At 53.6% G+C, this 25873-nt stretch carries 19 protein-coding genes and 1 pseudogene; 14 read left to right on the forward strand and 6 right to left on the reverse strand.

Annotation, left to right across the window (positions count from 1 at the left end; genetic code table 11):
- Positions 1-121 precede the first annotated feature (121 nt).
- From araB to araD, 3 genes are all read left to right on the forward strand, one after another.
- Positions 122-1831 carry a ribulokinase gene (gene araB, locus ABVM99_RS18600; protein ID WP_023195789.1) on the forward strand — a complete coding sequence of 570 codons (1710 nt, stop codon included), beginning with the start codon at positions 122-124 and terminating at the stop codon, positions 1829-1831.
- 10 nt (positions 1832-1841) lie between these two features.
- Positions 1842-3344 carry an L-arabinose isomerase gene (gene araA, locus ABVM99_RS18605; RefSeq protein ID WP_023195790.1) on the forward strand — a complete coding sequence of 501 codons (1503 nt, stop codon included), beginning with the start codon at positions 1842-1844 and terminating at the stop codon, positions 3342-3344.
- A gap of 140 nt (positions 3345-3484) precedes the next feature.
- On the forward strand, positions 3485-4180 hold the full coding sequence (gene araD, locus ABVM99_RS18610; protein WP_023195791.1) for an L-ribulose-5-phosphate 4-epimerase: 696 nt from the start codon (positions 3485-3487) through the stop codon (positions 4178-4180).
- 5 nt (positions 4181-4185) lie between these two features.
- Here araD and ABVM99_RS18615 read toward each other — a convergent pair whose 3' ends face one another.
- Entirely contained in the window at positions 4186-4605 is a 420-nt protein-coding gene (locus ABVM99_RS18615; RefSeq protein ID WP_001103154.1) for a DUF4751 family protein, read from the reverse strand.
- Between the two features lie 517 nt (positions 4606-5122).
- Between ABVM99_RS18615 and ABVM99_RS18620 the strand changes: the two genes are divergently transcribed.
- The 4 genes from ABVM99_RS18620 to rluA all read left to right on the forward strand — a co-directional run bounded on the left by ABVM99_RS18620 (position 5123) and on the right by rluA (position 11889).
- A complete protein-coding gene (locus ABVM99_RS18620) occupies positions 5123-5743 on the forward strand; it encodes a YdcF family protein (protein WP_023181834.1) in 621 nt (206 codons plus the stop codon).
- Between the two features lie 43 nt (positions 5744-5786).
- The gene (polB, locus tag ABVM99_RS18625; RefSeq protein WP_023195792.1) at positions 5787-8138 is read left to right on the forward strand and encodes a DNA polymerase II; all 2352 of its coding nucleotides are present in this window, start codon (positions 5787-5789) and stop codon (positions 8136-8138) included.
- A gap of 173 nt (positions 8139-8311) precedes the next feature.
- On the forward strand, positions 8312-11218 hold the full coding sequence (gene rapA, locus ABVM99_RS18630) for an RNA polymerase-associated protein RapA (protein ID WP_001116966.1): 2907 nt from the start codon (positions 8312-8314) through the stop codon (positions 11216-11218).
- Between the two features lie 11 nt (positions 11219-11229).
- Positions 11230-11889 (forward strand): bifunctional tRNA pseudouridine(32) synthase/23S rRNA pseudouridine(746) synthase RluA, encoded by a 660-nt coding sequence (gene rluA / locus ABVM99_RS18635; RefSeq protein ID WP_000525196.1) that lies wholly within the window; start codon positions 11230-11232, stop codon positions 11887-11889.
- 94 nt (positions 11890-11983) lie between these two features.
- Here the strand turns inward: rluA and djlA are convergent, their stop codons facing one another.
- Positions 11984-12796, reverse strand: coding sequence for a co-chaperone DjlA (djlA, locus tag ABVM99_RS18640; RefSeq protein WP_001200595.1), 813 nt, complete (start codon positions 12794-12796; stop codon positions 11984-11986).
- Between the two features lie 253 nt (positions 12797-13049).
- Here djlA and lptD point away from each other — a divergent pair, with 253 nt between their 5' ends.
- Genes lptD through apaH form a run of 6 tightly spaced genes read left to right on the forward strand, consistent with a single transcriptional unit; the run spans position 13050 to position 19796 of the window.
- A complete protein-coding gene (gene lptD / locus ABVM99_RS18645) occupies positions 13050-15410 on the forward strand; it encodes an LPS assembly protein LptD (RefSeq protein ID WP_052938539.1) in 2361 nt (786 codons plus the stop codon).
- 53 nt (positions 15411-15463) lie between these two features.
- The gene (surA, locus tag ABVM99_RS18650) at positions 15464-16750 is read left to right on the forward strand and encodes a peptidylprolyl isomerase SurA (protein ID WP_000800482.1); all 1287 of its coding nucleotides are present in this window, start codon (positions 15464-15466) and stop codon (positions 16748-16750) included.
- Positions 16750-17739: a 4-hydroxythreonine-4-phosphate dehydrogenase PdxA gene (gene pdxA / locus ABVM99_RS18655; protein ID WP_000093005.1), complete on the forward strand. Its 990-nt coding sequence runs from the start codon at positions 16750-16752 to the stop codon at positions 17737-17739. Before surA ends, pdxA begins: the two co-directional genes overlap by 1 nt.
- Positions 17736-18557 carry a 16S rRNA (adenine(1518)-N(6)/adenine(1519)-N(6))-dimethyltransferase RsmA gene (rsmA, locus tag ABVM99_RS18660; RefSeq protein WP_001065397.1) on the forward strand — a complete coding sequence of 274 codons (822 nt, stop codon included), beginning with the start codon at positions 17736-17738 and terminating at the stop codon, positions 18555-18557. Before pdxA ends, rsmA begins: the two co-directional genes overlap by 4 nt.
- 2 nt (positions 18558-18559) lie before the next feature.
- On the forward strand, positions 18560-18937 hold the full coding sequence (gene apaG, locus ABVM99_RS18665) for a Co2+/Mg2+ efflux protein ApaG (RefSeq protein ID WP_000610894.1): 378 nt from the start codon (positions 18560-18562) through the stop codon (positions 18935-18937).
- Positions 18938-18947: 10 nt separating this feature from the next.
- Positions 18948-19796, forward strand: a complete 849-nt coding sequence (apaH, locus tag ABVM99_RS18670; protein ID WP_000257211.1) for a bis(5'-nucleosyl)-tetraphosphatase (symmetrical) ApaH — start codon at positions 18948-18950, stop codon at positions 19794-19796.
- A 105-nt stretch (positions 19797-19901) separates the two neighbouring features.
- Here apaH and folA read toward each other — a convergent pair whose 3' ends face one another.
- The 3 genes from folA to kefF form a co-directional block, all read right to left on the reverse strand.
- Complete coding sequence (folA, locus tag ABVM99_RS18675) at positions 19902-20381, reverse strand: type 3 dihydrofolate reductase (RefSeq protein WP_000624379.1); 480 nt, start codon at positions 20379-20381, stop codon at positions 19902-19904.
- A gap of 198 nt (positions 20382-20579) precedes the next feature.
- The gene (gene kefC, locus ABVM99_RS18680) at positions 20580-22442 is read right to left on the reverse strand and encodes a glutathione-regulated potassium-efflux system protein KefC (protein ID WP_052938227.1); all 1863 of its coding nucleotides are present in this window, start codon (positions 22440-22442) and stop codon (positions 20580-20582) included.
- Positions 22435-22965: a glutathione-regulated potassium-efflux system oxidoreductase KefF gene (gene kefF / locus ABVM99_RS18685; RefSeq protein WP_000600707.1), complete on the reverse strand. Its 531-nt coding sequence runs from the start codon at positions 22963-22965 to the stop codon at positions 22435-22437. Before kefF ends, kefC begins: the two co-directional genes overlap by 8 nt.
- Positions 22966-23086: 121 nt before the next feature.
- Here kefF and ABVM99_RS18690 point away from each other — a divergent pair.
- Positions 23087-23167 (forward strand): annotated as a pseudogene (locus tag ABVM99_RS18690) (hypothetical protein); the annotation flags it as partial.
- A gap of 351 nt (positions 23168-23518) precedes the next feature.
- Here ABVM99_RS18690 and ABVM99_RS18695 read toward each other — a convergent pair.
- Positions 23519-25408, reverse strand: a complete 1890-nt coding sequence (locus tag ABVM99_RS18695; RefSeq protein ID WP_000066315.1) for a sulfatase-like hydrolase/transferase — start codon at positions 25406-25408, stop codon at positions 23519-23521.
- Between the last annotated feature and the right edge of the window lie 465 nt (positions 25409-25873).

The following is a 25873-nucleotide window of genomic DNA, read 5'->3' on the forward strand; positions in this document are numbered from 1 at the left end:
AGCGTCACACTTTGCAAAGCATTAGCATTTTTGTCCATAAGATTAGCGGATCCTGCCTGACGGTTTTTGCCGCGACTCTCTACTGTTTCTCCATACCTGTTTTTCTGGATGGAGTAAGACGATGGCAATTGCAATTGGCCTCGATTTTGGCAGTGATTCAGTGCGCGCTCTGGCAGTGGACTGCGCCACCGGCGACGAGATCGCCACCAGCGTAGAGTGGTATCCGCGCTGGCAAGAAGGCCGTTATTGCGACGGCCCGAACAACCAGTTCCGTCATCATCCGCGCGACTACATGGAGTCAATGGAGGCCGCGCTGAAAGCCGTTCTGGCACAATTAAGCGCCGCGCAACGCGCAAATATCGTTGGCATTGGCGTTGACAGCACCGGTTCTACGCCAGCGCCGATTGACGCCGACGGTAACGTCCTGGCGCTGCGTCCGGAGTTCGCCGAGAACCCGAATGCGATGTTTGTGCTGTGGAAAGATCACACCGCCGTGGAAGAGGCCGACGAAATCACTCGTCTGTGCCATAAGCCAGGCAAGGTCGACTACTCCCGCTATATTGGCGGCATTTACTCCAGCGAATGGTTCTGGGCGAAGATTCTGCACGTCACCCGCCAGGATAGCGCCGTCGCGCAGGCCGCCGTCTCGTGGATTGAACTGTGTGACTGGGTGCCGGCGCTGCTTTCCGGCACCACTCGCCCGCAAGATATCCGCCGTGGCCGCTGCAGCGCCGGGCACAAAACGCTGTGGCATGAAAGCTGGGGCGGTCTGCCGCCCGCGAGCTTTTTTGATGAACTCGATCCGTGCATTAACCGTCATCTGCGCTACCCGTTATTTAGCGAAACCTTCACCGCCGATCTGCCCGTGGGCACCCTGTGCGCCGAATGGGCGCAGCGCCTCGGCTTACCGGAAAGCGTGGTGATTTCCGGCGGCGCGTTCGACTGTCACATGGGCGCGGTCGGCGCGGGCGCACAGCCCAATACGCTGGTAAAAGTCATCGGCACGTCTACCTGCGACATTCTGATTGCGGATAAACAGAGCGTCGGGGATCGCGCCGTGAAAGGCATTTGCGGTCAGGTTGACGGCAGCGTGGTGCCGAACTTTATCGGTCTGGAAGCGGGCCAGTCCGCTTTCGGCGATATCTACGCCTGGTTTAGCCGCGTATTGAGCTGGCCGCTGGAGCAACTTGCCGCGCAGCACCCGGAACTGAAAACCCAGATTAACGCAAGCCAGAAGCAGCTACTGCCAACGCTCACCGACGCCTGGGCGAAAAATCCGTCCCTGGATCACCTGCCGGTGGTGCTCGACTGGTTTAACGGTCGCCGCACGCCAAACGCTAATCAGCGTCTGAAAGGCGTCATTACCGATCTCAATCTCGCCACCGACGCGCCAGCGCTGTTTGGCGGTCTGGTCGCTTCGACCGCCTTCGGCGCGCGCGCCATTCAGGAGTGTTTTACCGATCAGGGTATCGCGGTCAATAACGTGATGGCGCTTGGCGGCATCGCCCGTAAAAATCAGGTCATTATGCAGGTCTGCTGCGACGTACTGAATCGTCCGTTGCAGATCGTCGCTTCCGACCAGTGTTGCGCATTAGGCGCCGCTATCTTTGCCGCCGTCGCTGCGAAAGTCCATGCCGATATTCCTGCCGCCCAGCAAAGCATGGCAAGCGCGGTAGAACGCACTCTGCGTCCCCGCCCTGAACAGGCGCAACGCTTCGAACAGCTTTACCGCCGCTACCAGCAGTGGGCGCTAAGCGCAGAACAACATTATCTTCCGACTGCCGCGCCGGCGCCAACGACCCCGGCCAATCAGGCAATCCTGACTCATTAAGGACACGACAATGACGATTTTTGATAATTATGAAGTATGGTTTGTGATTGGCAGCCAGCATTTGTATGGCGCAGAAACCCTGCGTCAGGTCACCCAACATGCCGAGCATGTGGTCAACGCGCTGAATACCGAAGCCAAACTGCCATGTAAACTGGTATTAAAACCGCTGGGCACCTCGCCGGATGAGATTACCGCCATTTGTCGTGACGCCAATTATGACGATCGCTGCGCAGGGCTGGTGGTCTGGCTGCACACCTTCTCCCCGGCCAAAATGTGGATCAACGGGCTGAGTATTCTTAGCAAACCACTACTGCAATTCCATACCCAATTTAACGCCGCCCTGCCGTGGGACAGCATCGATATGGACTTTATGAACCTGAACCAGACTGCGCACGGCGGCCGCGAGTTCGGTTTTATCGGCGCGCGGATGCGCCAGCAGCACGCGGTCGTCACTGGCCACTGGCAGGATAAAGAGGCCCATACGCGTATCGGCGCCTGGATGCGCCAGGCGGTCTCTAAACAGGATACCCGCCAGCTAAAAGTCTGCCGCTTCGGCGACAATATGCGTGAAGTCGCAGTGACTGACGGTGATAAAGTGGCCGCGCAAATCAAATTTGGCTTTTCGGTCAATACCTGGGCGGTCGGCGATCTGGTGCAGGTGGTGAATTCTATCGGCGACGGCGATATCAACGCTCTGATTGACGAGTATGAAAGCAGCTATACCCTGACGCCCGCCACCCAAATCCACGGCAATAAACGCCAGAACGTGCGGGAGGCGGCGCGTATTGAACTCGGTATGAAGCGTTTCCTGGAACAGGGCGGCTTTCACGCCTTTACGACGACATTTGAAGATTTGCACGGCCTGAAACAACTCCCGGGTCTGGCCGTACAGCGTCTTATGCAACAGGGCTACGGCTTTGCGGGCGAAGGCGACTGGAAAACCGCCGCTCTGCTTCGCATTATGAAAGTGATGTCAACCGGTCTGCAGGGCGGCACCTCATTTATGGAGGATTACACCTACCACTTCGAGAAAGGCAACGATCTGGTGCTCGGCTCGCACATGCTGGAAGTGTGTCCGTCCATCGCAGTGGAAGAGAAACCGATCCTCGACGTCCAGCACCTCGGCATTGGCGGCAAGGAAGATCCGGCGCGTTTGATTTTCAATACCCAAACAGGCCCGGCGATCGTCGCCAGCCTGATCGACCTCGGCGATCGTTATCGCCTGCTGGTCAACTGCATTGACACCGTAAAAACGCCGCACTCCCTGCCGAAACTGCCGGTGGCTAACGCGCTGTGGAAGGCGCAGCCGGATCTGCCGACCGCCTCCGAAGCGTGGATTCTGGCTGGCGGCGCGCACCATACCGTCTTCAGCCACGCGCTGGATCTGAACGATATGCGCCAGTTCGCAGAAATACACGATATCGAAATCGCGGTAATTGATAATGATACCCGTCTGCCGGCCTTTAAGGACGCGCTGCGCTGGAACGAGGTGTATTACGGTTTAAAACGCTAAAAGTGGAGTCTGAATGCCCGGCGGCACTGCATTTACCGGGCCTACGGTCCTGTAGGCCGAATAAGGCATTTGTGTCGCCATCCGGCACACCGTCGCTCGTAGGCCGGATAAGCGAAGCGCCATCCGGCAGGGAGAAAACAATGTTAGAAGATCTCAAACGCCAGGTACTGGAAGCCAATCTGGCGCTGCCAAAACACAACCTGGTCACCCTTACCTGGGGTAACGTCAGCGCCGTCGATCGCGAACGCGGCGTACTGGTGATTAAGCCGTCCGGCGTCGATTATAGCGTCATGACCGCTGACGATATGGTGGTGGTCAGCCTGGAGACTGGTGAAGTCGTTGAAGGCCATAAGAAACCGTCGTCCGATACGCCAACCCACCGTTTGTTATATCAGGCATTTCCGACTATCGGCGGCATCGTACACACCCATTCGCGCCACGCGACTATCTGGGCGCAGGCGGGTCAGCCGATTCCGGCGACGGGCACCACCCACGCCGACTATTTCTACGGTACGATTCCCTGCACTCGCAAAATGACCGAGGCGGAAATTAATGGCGAGTATGAATGGGAAACGGGCAATGTCATTGTTGAAGCCTTTGAAAAACAAGGCATTGACGCCGCTCAAATGCCCGGCGTGCTTGTCCATTCGCACGGCCCGTTTGCCTGGGGTAAAAATGCCGAGGATGCCGTGCATAACGCCATCGTGCTGGAAGAAGTGGCCTATATGGGGATCTTCTGCCGCCATCTTGCGCCGCAGTTGCCCGACATGCAGCAATCCCTGCTGGATAAACACTATCTACGCAAACACGGCGCAAAAGCCTATTACGGGCAGTAATGCCTCTAAAAACGCGTCCCATGGGGGGCGCGTTGATGAATCTGGTCGGTGATATATTCAGCAAATGCGCTTTGATAGACGTAATGATCAGAACTCACATATTCAATAATATTATCATAATGTCCCTGCCACGCTTTTCCTTCCAGCGCATGGAAGAAAATATAATCTTCGATTGTTGACTGCCAGCGTTGCCCATTTAACAGATAGTTAATAATGGTATCCCGATGTCCGTTTTTTCTGTCGTGTCCTTGCCAGTGAAAAAAAGCATTGCCGTTTTCAATAATCTCGGTACGCCAAATTTGTTCTGTCCATGTTTTATACTCAAAAAATCGACTCACGGTTTTTATGGAAGGGTTAGCGCGTTGAGTATTGACGAAAAGATAACGGTCGCTCCCTACCAGACGCGCCTGCATACTCACATTCATAAAAGATCATTCCCGAATACCACAAATTTTGATAAAAACACCCGCACCCGAAAGTCAAATTAAAATTATATTCTAAAATAAAAATTAAATTATGCAGAGAGTTCCCGACGAATTCGCACTGTAATCCATTTTTATTTAACCATAGCGGCCAATTGGAATATTATATTTCTACCTGACGGTGCGGATGTTCCAAATGAAATTGTTACACTTTTCATTAAGTAAAACAAACAAAAAATATCGCTTTTTTGTTAATCCGAGAAATAAGTAACAGATTCGAACAAGCGCCTTTCTGAAAAATACTGAATGTATGAAAACAGACTTGACACAAAACGGCTAATACATGGGTAAAAATGGTAAATAAACATGATTCAAAATTAGCAGTTATAGGATAATTATATCTGCTGTATATACTGGCATCATTATATTGATAAATATACGTCAGCAAAAATATCTGACGCTAAAAGCCATTTTATCGTTAAAATATCCATTACACCCGTCACGGGGAACGAACTCATTCATGAAATATCGCTACATCATCAGAATCGCGGCAGGCATAATTCTCATTATGGCTACGGTGTTTATCCATAATGCCATCGCTATTTATCAGTTCAGTCAGCAAAACCAGACGCGCGTAGCTGACTGCGCGATTGTCGCAGGAGCAGGCGTTAGCGGAAAAACGCCTTCTCCCGTTTTTCAGGCCAGACTGGATCATGCCATCTGGCTTTACCAACAACACATTGTCCGCGCGTTGGTATTAACCGGCGGCTACGGCGCTGGCGCAACGGTTTCCGACGCGGCGATAGCCCGTCAATACGTTCTGGAAAAAGGGATTCCGGCTAAGGCGATTTTTATTGAAGAGCGCTCTACCGTGACGCGCGAAAATATTCGTTACGCAAAACAGATACTGCGACAACAACAATGGCGCACAGCGTTACTGGTCAGCGATCCGCTGCATATGCTGCGTCTGAAAACTATCGCTCAGGATAATGGTATCGATAGCCGCTCATCACCCACGCGATCCACCCGCTATAAATCCTGGTGGGCGAAAACCCGCTTCTTACTGCGAGAAACTTTTTATTACAGCGGATATCGGTTTTTACGTTATATGCCTGTACAAAATAACAGTATTACCCCCTAAAACAGGTTATAATTAGCGTGAATTTTTTAGACAGGTAATCATCGTGGCGCAGGCAGGTTTCATTTTAACCCGGCACTGGCGGGATACGCCGCAAGGGACGGAGGTCTCTTTCTGGCTGGCGACAGACAACGGCCCTGTGCAGGCAACGCTGGCGCCGCAAGAGTCCGTGGCGTTTATTCCGACCAGCCAGACCTCCCGCGCCGCCTCGCTGCTACAGGCGGAAAAAGACTATCGCCTGACGCCGCTCCAGCTGCGAGACTTTCATCGTCAGCCGGTCTCCGGTCTGTATTGCCGTACTCACCGCCAGCTTATGCGGATGGAGAAACTGCTGCGCGAAAACGGCGTCACCGTTTATGAAGCGGATGTACGCCCGCCGGAACGTTACCTGATGGAGCGTTTTATTACGTCGCCCGTTTGGGTAGACGGCGAGATGCGCAACGGCGTTATCCGCAATGCGCGTCTTAAACCCCACCCCGACTATCGACCGCCGCTAAAATGGGTCTCGCTGGATATCGAAACCACGCGACACGGCGAACTGTATTGCATTGGTCTGGAAGGCTGCGGCCAGCGTACCGTTTATATGCTGGGTCCGGCGAATGGCGATGACCGCCAACTGGACTTCGAGCTTGTGTATGTCGCCAGCCGCCCGCAGTTGCTGGAAAAACTCAACGCCTGGTTTGCCGAACATGATCCTGACGTCATCATCGGCTGGAACGTGGTGCAGTTCGACCTGCGTATGCTGCAAAAACATGCCGAACGCTACCGTATCCCTTTACGGCTGGGGCGAGACAATAGCGAACTGGAGTGGCGCGAACATGGCTTCAAAAACGGCGTTTTTTTCGCCCAGGCCAGAGGGCGAGTCATTATCGATGGTATCGACGCGCTTAAATCCGCGTTCTGGAATTTTTCGTCTTTTTCGCTGGAAGCCGTCTCGCAGGAACTGCTCGGCGAAGGAAAATCCATTGAGAATCCCTGGGATCGTATGGATGAGATCGATCGCCGCTTTGCCCAGGATAAACCCGCCCTCGCCACCTACAACCTGAAAGACTGCGAGCTGGTCACGCGCATTTTCCATAAAACCGAGATCATGCCGTTTTTGCTGGAACGCGCGACGATCAACGGCCTGCCGGTCGATCGCCACGGCGGTTCGGTCGCCGCATTCGGGCATCTTTACTTTCCGCGAATGCACCGCGCCGGCTATGTCGCGCCCAATCTCGGCGAAGTGCCGCCGCTGGCAAGTCCCGGCGGCTACGTAATGGATTCACAACCCGGATTATACGATTCAGTACTGGTGCTGGATTATAAAAGCCTGTACCCGTCGATTATCCGCACGTTTTTGATTGATCCCGTCGGGCTGGTCGAAGGCATGGCGCAGCCGGATCCGGAACACAGTACCGAAGGTTTCCTTGACGCCTGGTTTTCACGAGAAAAGCACTGCCTGCCGGAAATTGTTAGCCAAATCTGGCACGGGCGCGATGAAGCCAAACGTCAGGGTAATAAACCGCTCTCGCAGGCGCTTAAAATCATTATGAACGCCTTTTATGGCGTACTCGGCACCACGGCCTGTCGCTTTTTCGATCCCCGTCTGGCGTCGTCAATCACCATGCGCGGCCATGCGATTATGCGCCAGACCAAAGCGCTGATTGAGGCGCAGGGTTATAACGTAATTTATGGCGATACCGATTCCACTTTCGTCTGGCTCCGGCGCGCGCATTCAGAAGCCGACGCGGCGGAAATCGGGCACAGGCTGGTGCGTCACGTGAACGAATGGTGGGCGCAGACGTTACAACAGCAAAATTTGACCAGCGCGCTGGAGCTGGAGTTTGAAACCCACTTTTGCCGTTTTCTGATGCCGACCATCCGCGGCGCGGATACTGGCAGTAAAAAACGCTACGCGGGTCTGATTCAGGAAGGCGACAGCCAGCGCATGGTATTTAAAGGTCTGGAAACGGTGCGGACCGACTGGACGCCGCTGGCGCAGCGCTTTCAACAGGAGCTGTATCTGCGCGTTTTTCGCAATGAACCTTATCAAGACTATGTGCGCGAGACTATTGATAAACTGATGGCGGGCGAGCTGGACGCGCAGCTGGTTTATCGTAAGCGTCTGCGTCGCCCTTTACATGAGTACCAACGTAACGTTCCGCCGCACGTTCGCGCCGCCCGGCTGGCGGATGAACAAAACCTGAAGCAGGGTCGTCCGGCGCAGTATCAGAATCGCGGCGCCATAAAATATGTCTGGACTGTTAACGGCCCCGAGCCCGTGGATTACCAGCAGTCGCCGCTGGATTACGAACACTATCTTACCCGCCAGCTACAACCCGTGGCGGAAGGAATTCTTCCCTTCGTTGAAGATAATTTTGCTACACTACTGACCGGGCAACTGGGGCTATTTTGACGCGTGACGAAAGCGCCGCCTTCCAGTACCATAGCGCCCTTTCCATTCCTGGACCTAATTAACGCCACTACCACATTAGCCTGGTAGCGGGGTCGTATACTCGCAATTATCCAGTGCTGTCGCCTGGGAATGGCGAGTAATGCCTGCAATTAAAGATATAGAGCCGAACACATATGCCTTTTACACTTGGTCAACGCTGGATCAGCGATACAGAAAGCGAGCTGGGACTTGGAACCGTTGTTGCGATGGATGCGCGAACCGTCACCTTACTTTTCCCGTCCACGGGGGAAAACCGCCTGTATGCGCGCAGTGATTCTCCCGTGACCCGCGTCATGTTCAACCCTGGCGATACGATTACAAGCCATGAAGGCTGGCAGCTACATATCGATGAAGTAAAAGAAGAAAATGGCCTGCTTGTTTATGTCGGCACCCGCCTGGATACCGAAGAGACCAATGTGACGTTGCGCGAGGTTCTGCTCGACAGCAAGTTGGTTTTCAGTAAGCCCCAGGATCGTCTGTTCGCCGGTCAAATCGATCGAATGGATCGGTTCGCGCTGCGCTATCGCGCCCGTAAATTTCAGAGCGAGCAGTACCGGATGCCATACAGCGGCCTGCGCGGTCAGCGGACCAATCTGATCCCGCATCAGCTTAATATCGCTCATGATGTGGGTCGTCGCCACGCGCCGCGCGTACTGCTGGCGGATGAAGTGGGCTTAGGTAAAACCATTGAAGCCGGGATGATTCTGCATCAACAGTTATTATCCGGCGCGGCGGAACGCGTATTGATCATTGTTCCGGAAACCCTGCAACACCAGTGGCTGGTAGAAATGCTGCGCCGTTTCAACCTGCGCTTCGCGCTGTTCGATGACGAACGCTATACCGAAGCGCAGCACGACGCGTATAACCCGTTTGAAACCGAACAACTGGTGATCTGCTCGCTGGATTTCGCCCGCCGTAATAAGCAGCGTCTGGAACATTTGTGCGACGCCGAGTGGGATTTGCTGGTGGTCGACGAAGCGCATCATCTGGTGTGGAGCACCGATGCGCCGAGCCGTGAATATATGGCCATCGAACAATTAGCTGAACGCGTACCGGGCGTGCTGCTGCTGACCGCCACGCCAGAACAGCTGGGGATGGAAAGCCATTTCGCCCGTCTGCGCCTGCTCGATCCGAACCGTTTCCACGATTTCGAACAGTTTGTCGAAGAACAGAAAAACTACCGCCCTGTCGCTGATGCGGTGGCCATGCTGCTGGCGGGCAATAAACTCAGCAACGACGAACTGAACAGGCTGGGCGATCTGATCGGCGAACAGGATATTGAACCGCTGTTGCAGGCCGCTAATAGCGATCGCGACGACGCGCAGGCCGCCCGTGATGAGCTGGTGTCGATGCTGATGGATCGCCACGGCACCAGCCGCGTTCTGTTCCGCAACACCCGTAACGGCGTCAAGGGGTTCCCGAAACGTGAACTGCATACGGTAAAACTGCCGCTGCCGACCCAGTATCAGACCGCCATTAAGGTCTCCGGCATTATGGGCGCGCGTAAAAGCGCGGAAGATCGCGCCCGCGATATGCTCTATCCGGAACAAATTTATCAGGAGTTCGAAGGCGATACCGGCACCTGGTGGAACTTCGACCCACGCGTTGAGTGGCTGATGGGCTATCTGACCAGCCATCGTTCGCAAAAAGTGCTGGTGATCTGCGCCAAAGCGACCACCGCGTTACAGCTGGAACAGGTGCTGCGCGAACGCGAAGGCATCCGCGCCGCCGTGTTCCATGAGGGCATGTCGATTATTGAACGCGACCGCGCCGCCGCCTGGTTCGCCGAAGAAGATACCGGCGCGCAGGTGCTGTTATGTTCCGAAATCGGCTCCGAAGGACGTAACTTCCAGTTTGCCAGCAATCTGGTGATGTTCGACTTGCCGTTTAACCCGGATCTGCTGGAACAGCGTATTGGTCGTCTGGATCGTATCGGCCAGGCGCATGATATCCAGATCCACGTCCCGTACCTGGAAAAAACCGCCCAGTCGGTGCTGGTTCGCTGGTATCACGAAGGGCTGGACGCCTTTGAGCACACCTGTCCAACTGGTCGCGCGATTTATGATTCAGCCTACGCCAGTCTGATTAACTATCTGGCCGCGCCTGAAGAAACCGACGGGTTTGACGATCTGATCAAATCCTGCCGCGAGCAACATGAAGCGCTAAAAGCCCAGTTAGAACAGGGCCGCGACCGCCTGCTGGAGATCCACTCCAACGGCGGAGAAAAAGCCCAACAGCTCGCACAAAGCATTGAAGAACAGGACGACGACACCAACCTGATCGCGTTCGCCATGAACCTGTTCGATATCGTCGGCATTAACCAGGACGATCGCGGCGACAACCTGATCGTGCTGACGCCGTCCGACCACATGTTGGTGCCGGATTTCCCCGGCCTGCCGGAAGACGGCTGTACTATCACGTTTGAACGTGACGTAGCCCTGTCTCGCGAAGATGCGCAGTTTATTACCTGGGAACATCCGCTCATCCGTAACGGACTGGATCTGATCCTCTCCGGCGACACCGGCAGCAGCACCATTTCGCTGTTGAAAAATAAAGCGCTGCCCGTCGGCACGCTGCTGGTCGAACTGGTTTACGTCGTGGAAGCGCAGGCGCCGAAACAGCTACAACTGAACCGCTTCCTGCCGCCGACGCCGGTACGTATGCTGTTAGATAAAAACGGCAACAATCTGGCCGCCCAGGTCGAGTTTGAAACCTTCAACCGCCAGCTCAGCGCCGTGAATCGCCACACCGGCAGCAAACTGGTGAACGCCGTGCAACAGGACGTCCACGCCATTTTGCAACTGGGCGAGACGCAGATTGAAAAGTCCGCCAGAGCGCTGATTGATAACGCGCGTCGCGAGGCGGATGAAAAACTGTCCGGGGAACTGTCGCGTCTGGAAGCGCTGCGCGCCGTCAACCCGAACATTCGCGACGACGAACTTGCCGCTATCGACAGCAACCGTCAGCAGGTACTGGAAAGCCTGAATCAGGCAGGCTGGCGTCTGGACGCGCTGCGTCTTATCGTCGTCACGCACCAATAACGGAGCCGTACATGGGGATGGAAAACTACAATCCGCCGCAGGAACCCTGGCTGGTTATCCTGTATCAGGATGAGCACATTATGGTGGTCAATAAGCCCAGCGGCCTGTTGTCCGTGCCGGGGCGTCTGGAAGCGCACAAAGACAGCATTATGACGCGTATCCAGCGCGACTACCCGCAGGCAGAGTCGGTGCATCGTCTGGATATGGCCACCAGCGGCGTGATTGTAGTGGCGCTGACCAAAGCCGCGGAGCGGGAGCTAAAACGCCAGTTCCGCGAACGTGAGCCGAAAAAGCAGTATGTGGCGCGCGTATGGGGGCATCCCTCCCCGGCGGAAGGACTGGTCGACTTACCGCTCATCTGCGACTGGCCGAACCGGCCAAAGCAGAAAGTGTGTTATGAAACCGGCAAACCGGCGCAAACGGAATATAACGTGGTGGAATTTGCGGCGGATAATACCGCCCGCGTGGTGCTCAAACCGATCACCGGGCGTTCGCATCAGCTTCGTGTGCATATGCTGGCGTTAGGCCACCCGATTTTAGGCGATCGGTTTTACGCCTCGCCGGAAGCGTTGTCGCTAGCGCCGCGTTTGCAGTTACACGCCGAAATGCTGACCATTACCCATCCCGCTTACGGTAACAGCATGACGTTTAAAGTCCCGGCAGATTTTTAAATTCTGAGCCAATTTATGCCGGGGCGCTTCGCTTGCCCGGCCTACATTCATTAACGTAGGCCGGATAAGGCGCTAGCCGCATCCGGCAATTCAATCACTTGAAGCCTTTCTGTTCTTTGATTAGCTCATACGCTTTCTGAATTTCCTGCGCTTTTTGCTTCGCCATCTCCATCATCTCCGGCGGCAAACCTTTGGCCACCAGCTTATCGGGATGATGCTCGCTCATCAGTTTGCGATAAGCGCGTTTAATGGTGGTTGCATCGTCGGTGGTTTTAACCCCCAGCACATTACAGGCATCTTCCAGCGTCGGGCCGCGCTGCGCCTGCTGCCAGCCGCCGCCGGACTGTTGATGATAACCGCCGCCAAACTGCGCGCCGCCCTGCATCATGCGCAGAAACTGATCGAACTGTACGCGGGAAATACCTAGCTCTTCCGCAATCACATACAGCACTTCCCGCTCATTAGGGTGTAGCGAGCCATCGGCAAACGCCGCCTGGATCTGAATTTCCAGAAACATCCGGATCAGATCAAAACGCCCGAAGCAGACGCTACGAAACTGCCGCATCTTTTCACGTAATGGGTAATTATCCGCTTTTCCGACCCGAAAGGCGTTCTGCGCGGCAGTACGTGAATCGCCGTGTAAATTCATACGATCCATCAACTGACTGGCGATATGAATATCCGCTTCCGTCACCCGTCCTTTTGATTTGGTTAAGTGGCCCATCACCTCAAAGGTGGTGGCAAAAAACAGCGCCTGCCGTTCCCGCTGGTTGGCAAACCACGCCATTTTTCGGCTGCGGGCTTTGTCGAACATATGGCCCACCAGCAGACCCAGGACCACGCCCCAAAAGCCGCCGCCCATCATCAGGGCTACGGCGACGCCAATTATCTTTCCCCAGTACTGCATAGACTCCCCAAAACGTTACGCTATCGGTGAGGCTATCTCCCACAAAATAAGGTGCTTTTCTGCGAATGAAGGCTACGGTCAATTGTGGGACATCGCCTATAATTTGCATTATCATACCTGTCATTCAATGCCGTGCCTAACACCACAGACGCTAAACGGCAGGATTAACACTGGCGCAGCGAAGATGAGTAAGTTAGGCTGTGACCGTTTGTCACGCGCAACGCTACCGATGATGGAACAATAAATACAACGTATGAAAAAACGTATTCCCACTCTTCTGGCCACCATGATCGCCAGCGCCCTTTATAGTCATCAGGGGCTGGCAGCCGATCTCGCCTCACAGTGTATGTTGGGCGTGCCGAGCTACGATCGTCCTCTGGTAAAAGGCGATACCAACGATCTGCCGGTTACTATCAATGCCGATAACGCTAAAGGTAACTACCCGGACGATGCCGTTTTTACCGGCAACGTGGACATTATGCAGGGGAATAGCCGCCTGCAAGCGGATGAAGTGCAGCTTCATCAGAAGCAGGCGGAAGGTCAGCCGGAACCTGTACGCACCGTCGATGCGCTGGGTAATGTGCATTATGATGATAATCAGGTCATCCTTAAAGGGCCGAAGGGCTGGGCGAACCTGAACACCAAAGACACGAACGTCTGGGAAGGCGATTACCAGATGGTGGGCCGTCAGGGGCGCGGTAAAGCCGATCTCATGAAGCAGCGCGGCGAAAACCGCTATACCATTCTGGAAAACGGCAGCTTTACCTCCTGTCTGCCTGGCTCCGATACCTGGAGCGTGGTGGGGAGTGAAGTCATCCATGACCGTGAAGAACAGGTTGCGGAGATCTGGAACGCCCGGTTTAAAGTAGGTCCGGTTCCGATCTTTTATAGCCCCTATTTACAGCTCCCCGTCGGTGACAAACGTCGCTCAGGTTTCCTGATCCCGAACGCGAAATACACGACCAAGAACTATTTCGAGTTCTACTTACCGTATTACTGGAACATCGCGCCCAATATGGACGCCACCATCACCCCGCACTATATGCACCGCCGCGGCAATATTATGTGGGAGAACGAATTCCGTTATCTCACGCAGGCAGGCGCCGGGTTGATGGAATTAGATTATCTGCCTTCTGATAAAGTCTACGAGGACGAACATCCCAAAGAGGGCGATAAGCACCGCTGGTTATTCTACTGGCAGCACTCAGGCGTGATGGATCAGGTGTGGCGTTTTAACGTCGATTACACCAAAGTCAGCGACTCCAGCTACTTTAATGATTTCGACAGTAAGTACGGTTCCAGTACCGACGGCTACGCAACGCAGAAATTCAGCATCGGCTACGCCGTACAAAACTTTGACGCTACGGTGTCGACCAAACAATTCCAGGTCTTTAACGATCAAAACACCAGCAGCTACTCTGCGGAGCCGCAGTTAGACGTTAACTACTACCATAACGATCTCGGGCCGTTTGATACCCGGATTTACGGCCAGGCGGTGCACTTTGTTAACACCAAAGACAATATGCCGGAAGCGACCCGCGTCCACCTGGAGCCAACCATTAATTTGCCGCTCTCCAACCGCTGGGGCAGCCTGAACACCGAAGCGAAGCTGATGGCGACGCACTATCAGCAAACGAATCTGGACAGCTATAACAGCGATCCAAACAATAAAAATAAGCTGGAAGATTCGGTTAACCGCGTCATGCCGCAGTTTAAAGTCGACGGTAAGCTCATCTTCGAACGCGATATGGCGATGCTGGCGCCGGGATATACCCAGACGCTGGAACCACGCGTGCAGTACCTGTATGTGCCGTACCGCGACCAGAGCGGCATCTATAACTACGATTCTTCTTTGCTGCAATCCGACTATAACGGCCTGTTCCGCGACCGCACTTATGGCGGTCTCGACCGTATTGCTTCCGCCAACCAGGTCACGACAGGCGTCACAACACGCATTTATGATGATGCCGCCGTTGAACGTTTTAACGTTTCTGTTGGTCAAATCTACTATTTCACGGAGTCTCGCACCGGCGATGACAACATTAAATGGGAGAATGACGACAAAACCGGTTCGCTGGTTTGGGCAGGCGACACTTACTGGCGTATTTCAGAACGCTGGGGGCTGCGTAGCGGAGTGCAGTACGATACCCGTCTGGATAGCGTCGCTACCAGCAGCAGCAGCCTCGAATACCGTCGGGATCAGGATCGTCTGGTACAGTTGAACTACCGCTATGCCAGCCCGGAATATATTCAGGCTACGTTGCCTTCGTATTATTCCACGGCAGAGCAGTATAAAAACGGCATCAACCAGGTGGGCGCGGTGGCAAGTTGGCCGATTGCCGATCGCTGGTCGATTGTCGGCGCGTACTACTTCGATACCAATTCGAGCAAACCTGCAGACCAGATGCTCGGCTTGCAGTACAACTCTTGCTGCTATGCGATCCGCGTCGGATACGAACGTAAGCTGAACGGTTGGGATAACGATAAACAACACGCGATTTATGATAACGCGATTGGCTTCAACATTGAGCTGCGCGGTTTGAGCTCTAACTACGGCCTCGGCACGCAAGAAATGTTGCGTTCGAACATTCTGCCGTACCAAAGCTCTATGTAATCTGATTGATTTACAACGTAATCCGCATTGCGGTTAATTGAAATGGAAAAAGTATGAAGAACTGGAAAACGCTGCTTCTCGGTATCGCCATGATCGCGAATACCAGTTTCGCTGCCCCCCAGGTAGTCGATAAAGTCGCAGCCGTCGTCAATAATGGCGTCGTGCTGGAAAGCGACGTTGATGGCTTAATGCAATCAGTCAAACTCAACGCGGGTCAGGCAGGTCAGCAGCTTCCGGACGACGCCACGCTGCGTCACCAGATCCTGGAACGTTTGATTATGGATCAAATTATCCTGCAGATGGGTCAGAAGATGGGGGTGAAGATCACGGATGAGCAGTTGGATCAGGCCATCGCCAACATCGCCAAACAAAACAATATGACGATGGATCAGATGCGCAGCCGTCTGGCTTACGATGGGCTGAACTATTCAACCTACCGTAACCAGATTCGTAAAGAGATGATTATCTCTGAAGTGCGCAACAACGAGGTTCGTCGCCGTATCACCGTTTTGCCGCAAGAAGTTGACGCGCTGGCAAAACAGATTGGCACCCAAAACGACGCCAGCACCGAGCTGAACCTGAGCCATATCCTGATTGCTCTGCCGGAAAACCCAACCTCCGAGCAGGTTAACGACGCGCAGCGCCAGGCGGAAAGCATTGTTGAAGAAGCGCGTAACGGCGCAGATTTCGGCAAACTGGCGATTACCTACTCTGCCGACCAGCAGGCGCTAAAAGGTGGTCAGATGGGCTGGGGCCGTATCCAGGAGCTGCCGGGGATTTTCGCCCAGGCGCTGAGCACCGCGAAGAAAGGCGACATTGTCGGCCCGATTCGCTCCGGCGTCGGTTTCCACATTCTGAAAGTAAACGACCTGCGCGGTCAGAGCCAGAGTATCTCCGTGACCGAAGTTCACGCTCGTCACATTCTGCTTAAGCCGTCGCCTATCATGAACGATCAGCAGGCGCGCCTGAAGCTGGAAGAAATCGCGGCTGACATTAAGAGTGGTAAAACCACCTTTGCCGCTGCGGCGAAAGAGTACTCTCAGGACCCGGGCTCCGCTAACCAGGGCGGTGATTTGGGTTGGGCTACGCCAGATATTTTCGACCCGGCGTTCCGCGACGCGCTGACGAAGCTGCATAAAGGCCAAATAAGCGCGCCGGTACACTCCTCTTTCGGCTGGCATCTGATCGAATTGCTGGATACGCGTAAGGTAGACAAAACCGATGCGGCGCAGAAAGATCGCGCTTATCGTATGCTGATGAACCGTAAATTCTCAGAAGAAGCGGCGACCTGGATGCAAGAACAGCGCGCCAGCGCTTACGTTAAGATTTTGAGTAACTAATGAGCAGTGCGCAACGCGTTGTTATCACTCCCGGCGAACCCGCCGGGATTGGCCCCGATCTTGTCGTCCAACTGGCGCAACGCGCGTGGCCGATTGAACTGGTCGTCTGTGCGGACGGCGCGCTCCTGACGGAGCGGGCCGCCATGCTCGGCCTGCCCCTCTCGCTTCTCCCTTACTCGCCTGATGTCCCCGCTGCGCCGCAGCCCGCGGGAACGCTGACCCTATTGCCGGTCTCGCTGCGCGCGCCTGCCATCCCCGGTCAGTTGACGGTAGAAAATGGCCCCTACGTGGTAGAGACGCTGGCGCGAGCGTGTGATGGCTGTCTGAACGGTGAATTTGCCGCGCTGATCACAGGCCCCGTGCACAAAGGCGTTATTAACGACGCAGGCATTCCGTTTACCGGTCATACCGAGTTTTTCGAAGAGCGTTCGCAGGCGAAAAAAGTCGTGATGATGCTGGCAACCGAAGAACTTCGCGTGGCGCTGGCGACTACGCATCTGCCGCTACGGGCGATTGCAGACGCCATCACCCCTGCGCTTTTGCACGAAGTGATTGCTATTTTGCATCACGATTTGCGGACCAAATTTGGTATTGCCGAACCGCGCATTCTTGTCTGTGGCCTGAATCCGCACGCGGGCGAAGGCGGTCATATGGGCACGGAAGAGATAGACACCATCATTCCGGTGCTCGACGAGCTGCGGGCGCAGGGGATGACACTCAACGGGCCGCTACCTGCTGATACGCTGTTTCAGCCCAAATATCTCGATAATGCCGACGCGGTGCTGGCGATGTACCACGATCAGGGCCTGCCCGTGCTAAAATACCAGGGATTCGGTCGGGGAGTGAATATTACGCTCGGCCTACCTTTTATTCGAACCTCCGTTGACCACGGCACCGCGCTTGAACTGGCAGGTCGTGGAAAAGCGGATGTCGGCAGTTTTATTACGGCGCTTAATCTCGCCATCAAAATGATTGTTAATACCCAATGAATAATCGAGTCCATCAGGGCCATTTAGCCCGTAAACGCTTCGGGCAAAACTTTCTCAACGATCGGTTTGTGATCGACAGTATTGTTTCTGCTATTAATCCGCAAAAAGGCCAGGCGATGGTTGAAATCGGCCCCGGCCTGGCGGCGCTGACGGAGCCGGTCGGCGAACGACTGGATAAGCTCACGGTCATTGAACTTGACCGCGATCTGGCGGCGCGTTTGCAAACCCATCCGTTTTTAGGGCCGAAGCTGACTATTTATCAGCAGGACGCCATGACCATGAACTTTGGCGAACTGTCTGCGCAGTTGGGCCAACCGCTGCGTGTGTTCGGCAATCTGCCCTATAATATCTCCACCCCGCTGATGTTCCATCTCTTTAGCTATACTGATGCCATTGCCGACATGCACTTTATGCTGCAAAAAGAAGTGGTAAATCGTCTGGTTGCAGGGCCGAACAGCAAAGCGTATGGTCGTTTAAGCGTGATGGCGCAATATTACTGTCAGGTGATCCCGGTGCTTGAAGTGCCGCCATCCGCCTTCACGCCGCCGCCCAAAGTGGACTCCGCCGTGGTGCGTCTGGTTCCACACGCAACAATGCCTTACCCGGTTAAAGATATTCGCGTGTTGAGCCGTATTACCACCGAGGCCTTTAACCAGCGCCGTAAAACGATCCGTAACAGTCTCGGCAATCTTTTTAGCGTTGAGACGTTGACGGAAATGGGTATTGACCCGGCAATGCGCGCGGAAAATATCTCTGTCGCGCAGTACTGCCAGATGGCCAACTATCTGTCGGAAAACGCGCCTTTGAAGGAGAGTTAAACATGATCAATTCGCCCAGAGTGTGTATTCAGGTGCAAAGCGTCTACATTGAGGCGCAATCCTCACCTGACGATGAACGTTACGTTTTTGCCTATACCGTAACCATCCGCAATCTGGGCCGGGCGCCAGTGCAGCTATTGGGCCGCTACTGGCTGATTACCAATGGTCATGGCCGTGAAACTGAAGTCCAGGGCGAAGGTGTGGTTGGCGTCCAGCCGCGCATTGCGCCTGGCGAAGAGTATCAGTACACCAGCGGTGCGGTAATTGAAACGCCGCTGGGCACCATGCAGGGTCATTACGAAATGATCGATGAAAATGGCGACGCCTTTACCATCGACATTCCCGTGTTTCGACTCGCCGTCCCTACACTCATTCACTAAAATTATAACAATGGCAACTTATCTCATCGGCGACGTTCACGGTTGCTACGACGAACTGATCGCCTTATTACAGCAAGTGGAATTTACGCCAGATACAGACACTCTATGGCTGACAGGCGATTTGGTCGCCCGCGGTCCCGGTTCGCTGGACGTGTTACGCTACGTCAAATCACTTGGCAATAGCGTGCGTTTGGTGCTGGGGAATCACGATTTACACCTGTTGGCCGTATTCGCCGGGATTAGTCGCAACAAACCTAAAGACCGGCTGACCCCGCTTCTTGAAGCGCCGGACGCCGATGAGCTGTTGAATTGGTTACGCCGTCAGCCGCTGTTGCAGGTAGATGAAGAGAAAAAGCTGGTCATGGCGCATGCGGGTATTACTCCGCAGTGGGATTTGCAGACGGCAAAAGAGTGCGCCCGCGATGTTGAAGCGGTGCTGTCGAGCGACTCGTACCCGTTTTTCCTCGACGCGATGTATGGCGATATGCCGAATAACTGGTCGCCGGAGTTAAGCGGTCTGGCGCGGCTACGCTTTATTACTAATGCTTTTACCCGTATGCGTTACTGCTTTCCTAACGGTCAACTGGATATGTACAGTAAAGCGTCGCCGGAAAATGCCCCGGCGCCGCTGAAGCCGTGGTTCGCCATTCCGGGGCCGGTGAGCGAGGCTTACAGTATTGCTTTCGGGCACTGGGCGTCGCTGGAAGGGAAAGGGACGCCAGAAGGTATTTACGCGCTGGATACCGGCTGCTGCTGGGGCGGGGAGTTGACCTGTTTACGCTGGGAAGATAAACAGTATTTTGTGCAGCCGTCAAACCGCCAGATGGATATGGGCGAAGGCGAAGCGGTCAACGCCTGATAGGTTTATGCCTGATGGCGCTACGCTTATCAGGCCTACATCCGGCTACATCTGGCTCAAGAGTAGGCCGGATAAGGCGTTTCGCCGCCATCCGGCACTACAGTATTAACGACGTTCCAGAATCTCGAAACAATAGCTGTGAGAATTCTGCGCGTCGGCATCGTGAAACTCACTGAATACCGATTCCCAGTCATCCGGTTCATAATCCGGAAAATGGGTATCGCCTTCGACTTCCGCATCAATATGCGTCAGATAAAGCTTCTGCGCCTTTGGCAGGAACTGCTCGTACACGCGCCCGCCGCCAATGACCATAATTTCCGGCGCATCGCCGCAAGCGGCAATCGCCTCATCGACAGACTTCACCCACTGCACGCGATCGTCGGTGCCCGGCTGGCTGCTGATAACAATATTTTTACGTCCCGGTAAGGGGCGTCCGATGGACTCCCAGGTGTGACGTCCCATGACGACAGGTTTATTTAACGTGTTACGTTTAAACCAGGCGAGATCGGCAGGCAGGTTCCACGGCATGGCGTTTTCCATACCGATGACGCGATCCACCGCTAACGCCGCAATCAGACTGATCATTAATTATTTCCTGATACAAAAAAAATTGCCGCCACTATACGTAAAGCGCAATCTTTCGTCGACTGACGAAAAGAGGATGAGCACGAAAATTTTTCGTTCTGCTGGCGACGCCACTCATTTGATGTGGAGCGCCAGCATTACAGTAGTTCAAAAACAGCCAATTAGCAGTAAAGTTTGCAGAACATCACATTTTTTACTTTAGATTGACGGTTTGACCTCGGGTTCATCAGCGGCCTCCCCGGAATGTTTGCCCTCAGCCGTTCCCTGCCAGCCGTGGCGCTGAATCAACGACAGATGCTCCCGGTCCTCGGTAATAATTTCGCTCAACATCGCGCTGGTACGTTTATAGGCGGCGGCGCGAGATAACGGATCGTTTTCCCCTTTCGCCATCTCTTCCACCATCCGGGTATTAAAATGGCGGAACAGATCCGCGCGCTCGCGGGCTTCATAACGCCCCAGCCCCAGCGCTTCCAGCGCCTGTCTCCCGCTTTTGAGCGCGCCTTCGAAGGTTTCACGTTCGGGCATCGCCACACCAGCCTGGCGCAGGCGAATATAATGATCGACATCACGGGCGCGGGCGATAATCTGCAGATGCGGGAAATGCGACTTCACCAGTTCACTCAGTTGCAAATTGGTTTGCGGATCGTCAATGGCGTTAATCAATACCTCCGCCTTCGCCGCTCCGGCAGATTCCAGTAAATCCATACGCGTCGCGTCGCCATAAAAAACCTTCATGCCGAATTTACGCAGCGTTTCGATATGATCGGGATCGTGATCGAGCACCACCATCTTCACCCCGCTCGACAGCAGCAAACGCCCGGCTATCTGCCCAAATCGTCCAAACCCGGCCACAATAACCCGCGGCTGCTCTTCGTCGATTTCATCCGCCTCGCGCGCTTCACCCGTCGCGGTCTTCTCCATGCGCGTCAGCAGCACCAGAAAAATCGGCGTTGCCGCCATCGACAGCGCGACCGCCAGCGTCAGCGCTTTTGCCCATTCCGGCTCAAGTACACCCGCCATTTGCGCCGCGCCAAAAACCACAAACGCAAACTCACTTCCCTGGCCTAATAAGACGGCAAACCAGCGACGCTGTTTTGCCGGTACGCCCAGCGGCCTCGCGACCAGCCACAGCATGACGATTTTGATTGCCAGAAAACCGGCCAACAACAGCAGAATGCGCAGCGGATTCTCCACCAGCGTGCCGAAATCAATCGACATGCCGACGCCAATAAAGAACAGCCCCAGCAGCAACCCCTTAAAGGGTTCAATATCGCTTTCCAGCGCATGACGATATTCCGAACTCGCCAGCAGAACGCCCGCCAGGAACGCGCCCATCGCCATTGACAGCCCAACCTCTTCCAGCAACAGGCCGAAACCAAACACCAGAAATAGCGCCACGGCGCTGAACACTTCCCGCAAACCAGAACGCGCGACAAAGCGCAGCGCCGGGCGCGTGACGTAGCGTCCCAGCACCACCACCAGCGCCAACGCGCCTGCGACTTTCAACGCCGATAGCGCAAACGCGCCAAGCGTGGTGGATGCGCCGCTGGCGGCCAGCAGCGGGATCATCGCCACCAGCGGGATCGCCGCGATATCCTGGAACAAGAGCACTGCGAATGCGCTACGTCCTACTTGTGAAACGGTCAGGTTACGCTCATTCATTGCCTGCATGGCGATAGCCGTGGACGAAAGCGCCAGCGTCATGCCAATCAGTTCCGCCACCTGCCAACGCAGGCCAAGAAACATACAGAACAGACCAATCAGTCCGCCGCAGACCACCATCTGTAACGCGCCGCCGCCAAATACCGAGGCGCGCAGCTTCCATAACCGTTGCGGGTCCAGCTCAAGCCCAATAACAAACAACATCAGCACGACGCCGATTTCCGCAAAATGCAGAATAGATTCGGCGTCCGTCACCAGCCGTAGTCCCCAGGGGCCGATAATACACCCCGCAATCAGATACCCCAGCACCGCTCCTAAGCCCAAACGTACCGCAATCGGCACAATCAACGCCGCCGAACCAAGATAGATCAGCGCCTGCAGTAGAGTATGGCTATCCATGATTCACCTCCTGCCATGTCAGTAAACGCTGTTTATACTGACGCGCCTGCGCCTGTAAGGTGTCGTCATCGCAAATGAACGTGCAGTGCATGGCAAACGGCGGCAGCCATTTGAGGCCGCAATAGAGCGCCGTCGCCTGTAGCGGCTGAGAAAGGACGTCAAATCCCGGATGTGAACCGATAGCAAAGTGGTTTTCACCACCGCCGGTCGTTACCGCCCACAGCAGATGTTTACCATGCAATGCCGTACCGCCATGACCGTAAGCCCAGCCGTGGGTGAGGACTTTATCCATCCATAATTTGAGTAAAGGAGGGACGCTGTACCACTGCATCGGATGCTGCCAGACGATAAGACTCGCGCGTGACAGCGCCTCCTGCTCGGCGGCAACGTCAATATTGAAATCGGGATAGAGGTGATAAAGCGAACGTATTTCGACGTTTTCCAGCGTCCCTGCCTGTTCAAGCATCCGCTTATTCGCATGAGAATGATGCGGATACGGATGCGCATAAATAATGAGGATCATGATTAGCCTGTGATGATCTGTTTTTTATCACAAAGTGTAGTGACAAATTCGCCAGGCTAATAGTGAATATTATTGAGCGGCTAATCAGAAAAAATTGAATTAACGCCAGCAAGGAGTTGACGCCATCCTGCTCCCGGAAGACGCTCTCGAAGGGCCGCAGGCGTTTGCGGAAAAGCGCGATCCGGTGTGGAAAGGTCGGTGATGATAGCAGCCTTAAATCGCTGACCAATCGGTTTAAGGCCTTCTTGTCGGGCGGCGCTGCGCTAAATTTGCCTGTAATGACAGTAATATCAATAGATTACATGATGACACAGGCCCAATAAGCGCAGCGCCAACAGCATCTGAACCTCCAGACACGCTGGATGCCAGATTGCCGACGCATAAATTAACCTAATGGGTCAAACACTTAGAGCCTGGCCCACCAGGCGTAATTGTTGAAGCCAGTTTGGGGCCGACCAGCGCGCAGAAACCGGAGCGTACACGTAGTACGTGAGGATTTTGAGCACTGCCCGGTCCCAAAATGGCGAATAAAATAGCCTAATGGGCCAGGCTCTTAATCTTTCGCCATGCGGTTAAACTGCTCAATAGTAAGATCCCACGGCTCATGGGCCGCATCCGGCATAAAACTGCCGTCATCCACGCCAATTTCGTCTTTGATAATTTTATTCAGTTTTTCATTCATCGTAAGAATGAGATCCTGATATTTCTGTTTATCAGCAGCAAGGTTATGGTTCTCATCGGGATCATTTTTAAGATCGTAAAGTTCAAGATCGTTGTACTTAATAAGATCCTCCCAGGTTTCCGGCGTATTATGCTCCCTTAGCGAGAAATAACGCGCAAACTTATAACGGCCATCGTTAATCATCCGCGTCCCTGAACGATGGCTAAAATCAGGATGCAGATGGGATATTTCCTGCTTGATTTGCGCCACCGTTTTTTGTTTATCTCTTTGTAGCGCGATAACGCGGTGGAGATAATGGGCATCGGTATACAAGATCATGCCATAGCAATATAAGCTGGCATTTCTCACCGCATTAACCGCAACGCCCTCCGGGTTTTTTAGCAATCCGCTAAAATTAACGCCTTTGCGGTTGCCTAACGCCTGGTGCTGTTTTTCTTCCGGCAAACCGGTCAGCCCAACTAATGTCGGCGCGATATCAAGATGACAGGTCAACGCCTGACATTTCTTATTACCGGGGTACGCCGGGTGGGAAATAATCATCGGTACATGGATCTGTTCTTTATAAACGGAAGCGCCTTTACCGTGCATCTGATGGCTTCCGCCTAATTCGCCATGATCGGCAGTAAATACAACAATCGTTTTATCAGTTAACTTGAGGGCATCCAGTTCATTTAATATCCGGTCAAGGTGAGTATCACAATCGCGGATACAGTTGAAATAGTAGTCAAGCAGTTTACGCCAACGACGATCTTCATCAGGAAACTGCCCTTCCAGCGCAGCGCGCGCCGTCTGGTATTCAAGATGCGCCGGCGGTCTTCCCTGCTCATTGAATGATTGATGCCTGTTTGCCGGCAGCGGATAGTTCGGCCAGCTTGCCTGATAAAGTTCGTTTTCCGGTGGCTGCGTGGGCGCCAGGGTATTATCATCCTGATCCAACTCGCCACGCCACTGTACCTTTTCTCCCTCTTTATCGGTATCAATAAACATGACGTCATGAGGATTAACGAGGTTAACGGCCAGGAACCAGGGCTTGTGTTGGTCATTCAAGGGCTGTCCCTTGCATCTTAACCAATTTATAGTCTGAGCCGTGGTGGTTGAATCATAAAAATAGCCGCCTTTACTATGGCCTATAATATCGCCGATGCCGTGATAGTCAGCAAAACCATATTTTTCCATAATTTTATGTAATTCTGGTTCAGGAATATCCCCGACATCAATATCCTCATCTTTTTCGTCAGGCAAAGGCTTCTCCAGTTTTTCTGTAAGATGCCACTTACCTTTATAGGCCGTATAGTATCCCAGTTCCCGCATCATATGGCCTGTGGTTCCAAGAGCGGGGTCAAGGTCATAAGGCATCCAGGGTAAGCCCAGATTATCGAACATCTTTGTCTGGGGCATATGTAAGCCGGTATACAATACGGAGCGGGAAGGCGTACAGACATTACTGGTATTCTGATGATTACAGAATGTCACCCCCGTTTTCATGAGCCGCTCTCTGCCGGGTACCGGGAAAGGAAACGTAGGAAAAAAACGCTCCTGGTCGGTCACGACTAACAGAATATTATATCCTTCTGGCAATTTTTCCGGGATTTCGCCAGTAAACGGTTTATCCCACGCCGGTTTCGCCTTGACGGCACATTTTTCATCAGCCTTTACCGCGCCGGATAGCATACCGCCGGCGGCAAGAATACCGGCGCTGGTTAACAGTTTCCTACGCGTAAGATCCGTCTCTTCTGCGGACAGATTTTTTTTATTACTCATATTATTATACCTGTAGTCAGTAACTTTATCACATATTCATTTATTACTGTACGAGGAAGCGTGGATATGTATCAATGCCTTCCGGGTAAGAATATGTGTTATAAATTGATTTGTATTTCAAATTAGAAATATATTAATAAATGAGCATAATTCACTGAAAAATTATTTAGATAAAAAGCTCATTGTTTTTATTTTAGAGATACAACTGCAGACATTACTTCATAAAAAAATACATTATTAAACATACTCTATAGCGCTGTGTTCGTGCCTTTTCCCTTCAGCTACGGTGATTACCCTATGCCGCTACAATAAAATCGCCCCGAAAGAAACACTATCAGTAACAGGCCGCGCAACCATAGACATACAACCGGTAATATCACTCTGTGAAATTAAAACATAACTCAATTCTGTTATGTTGCTTATGAATAAAACTAGCGTATTACCGCGTGATTCAATAAAACTTAC

Origin of the sequence: Salmonella sp. SJTUF15591, assembly GCF_043356435.1 — a bacterium.
GTDB classification, from domain to species: domain Bacteria; phylum Pseudomonadota; class Gammaproteobacteria; order Enterobacterales; family Enterobacteriaceae; genus Salmonella; species Salmonella enterica.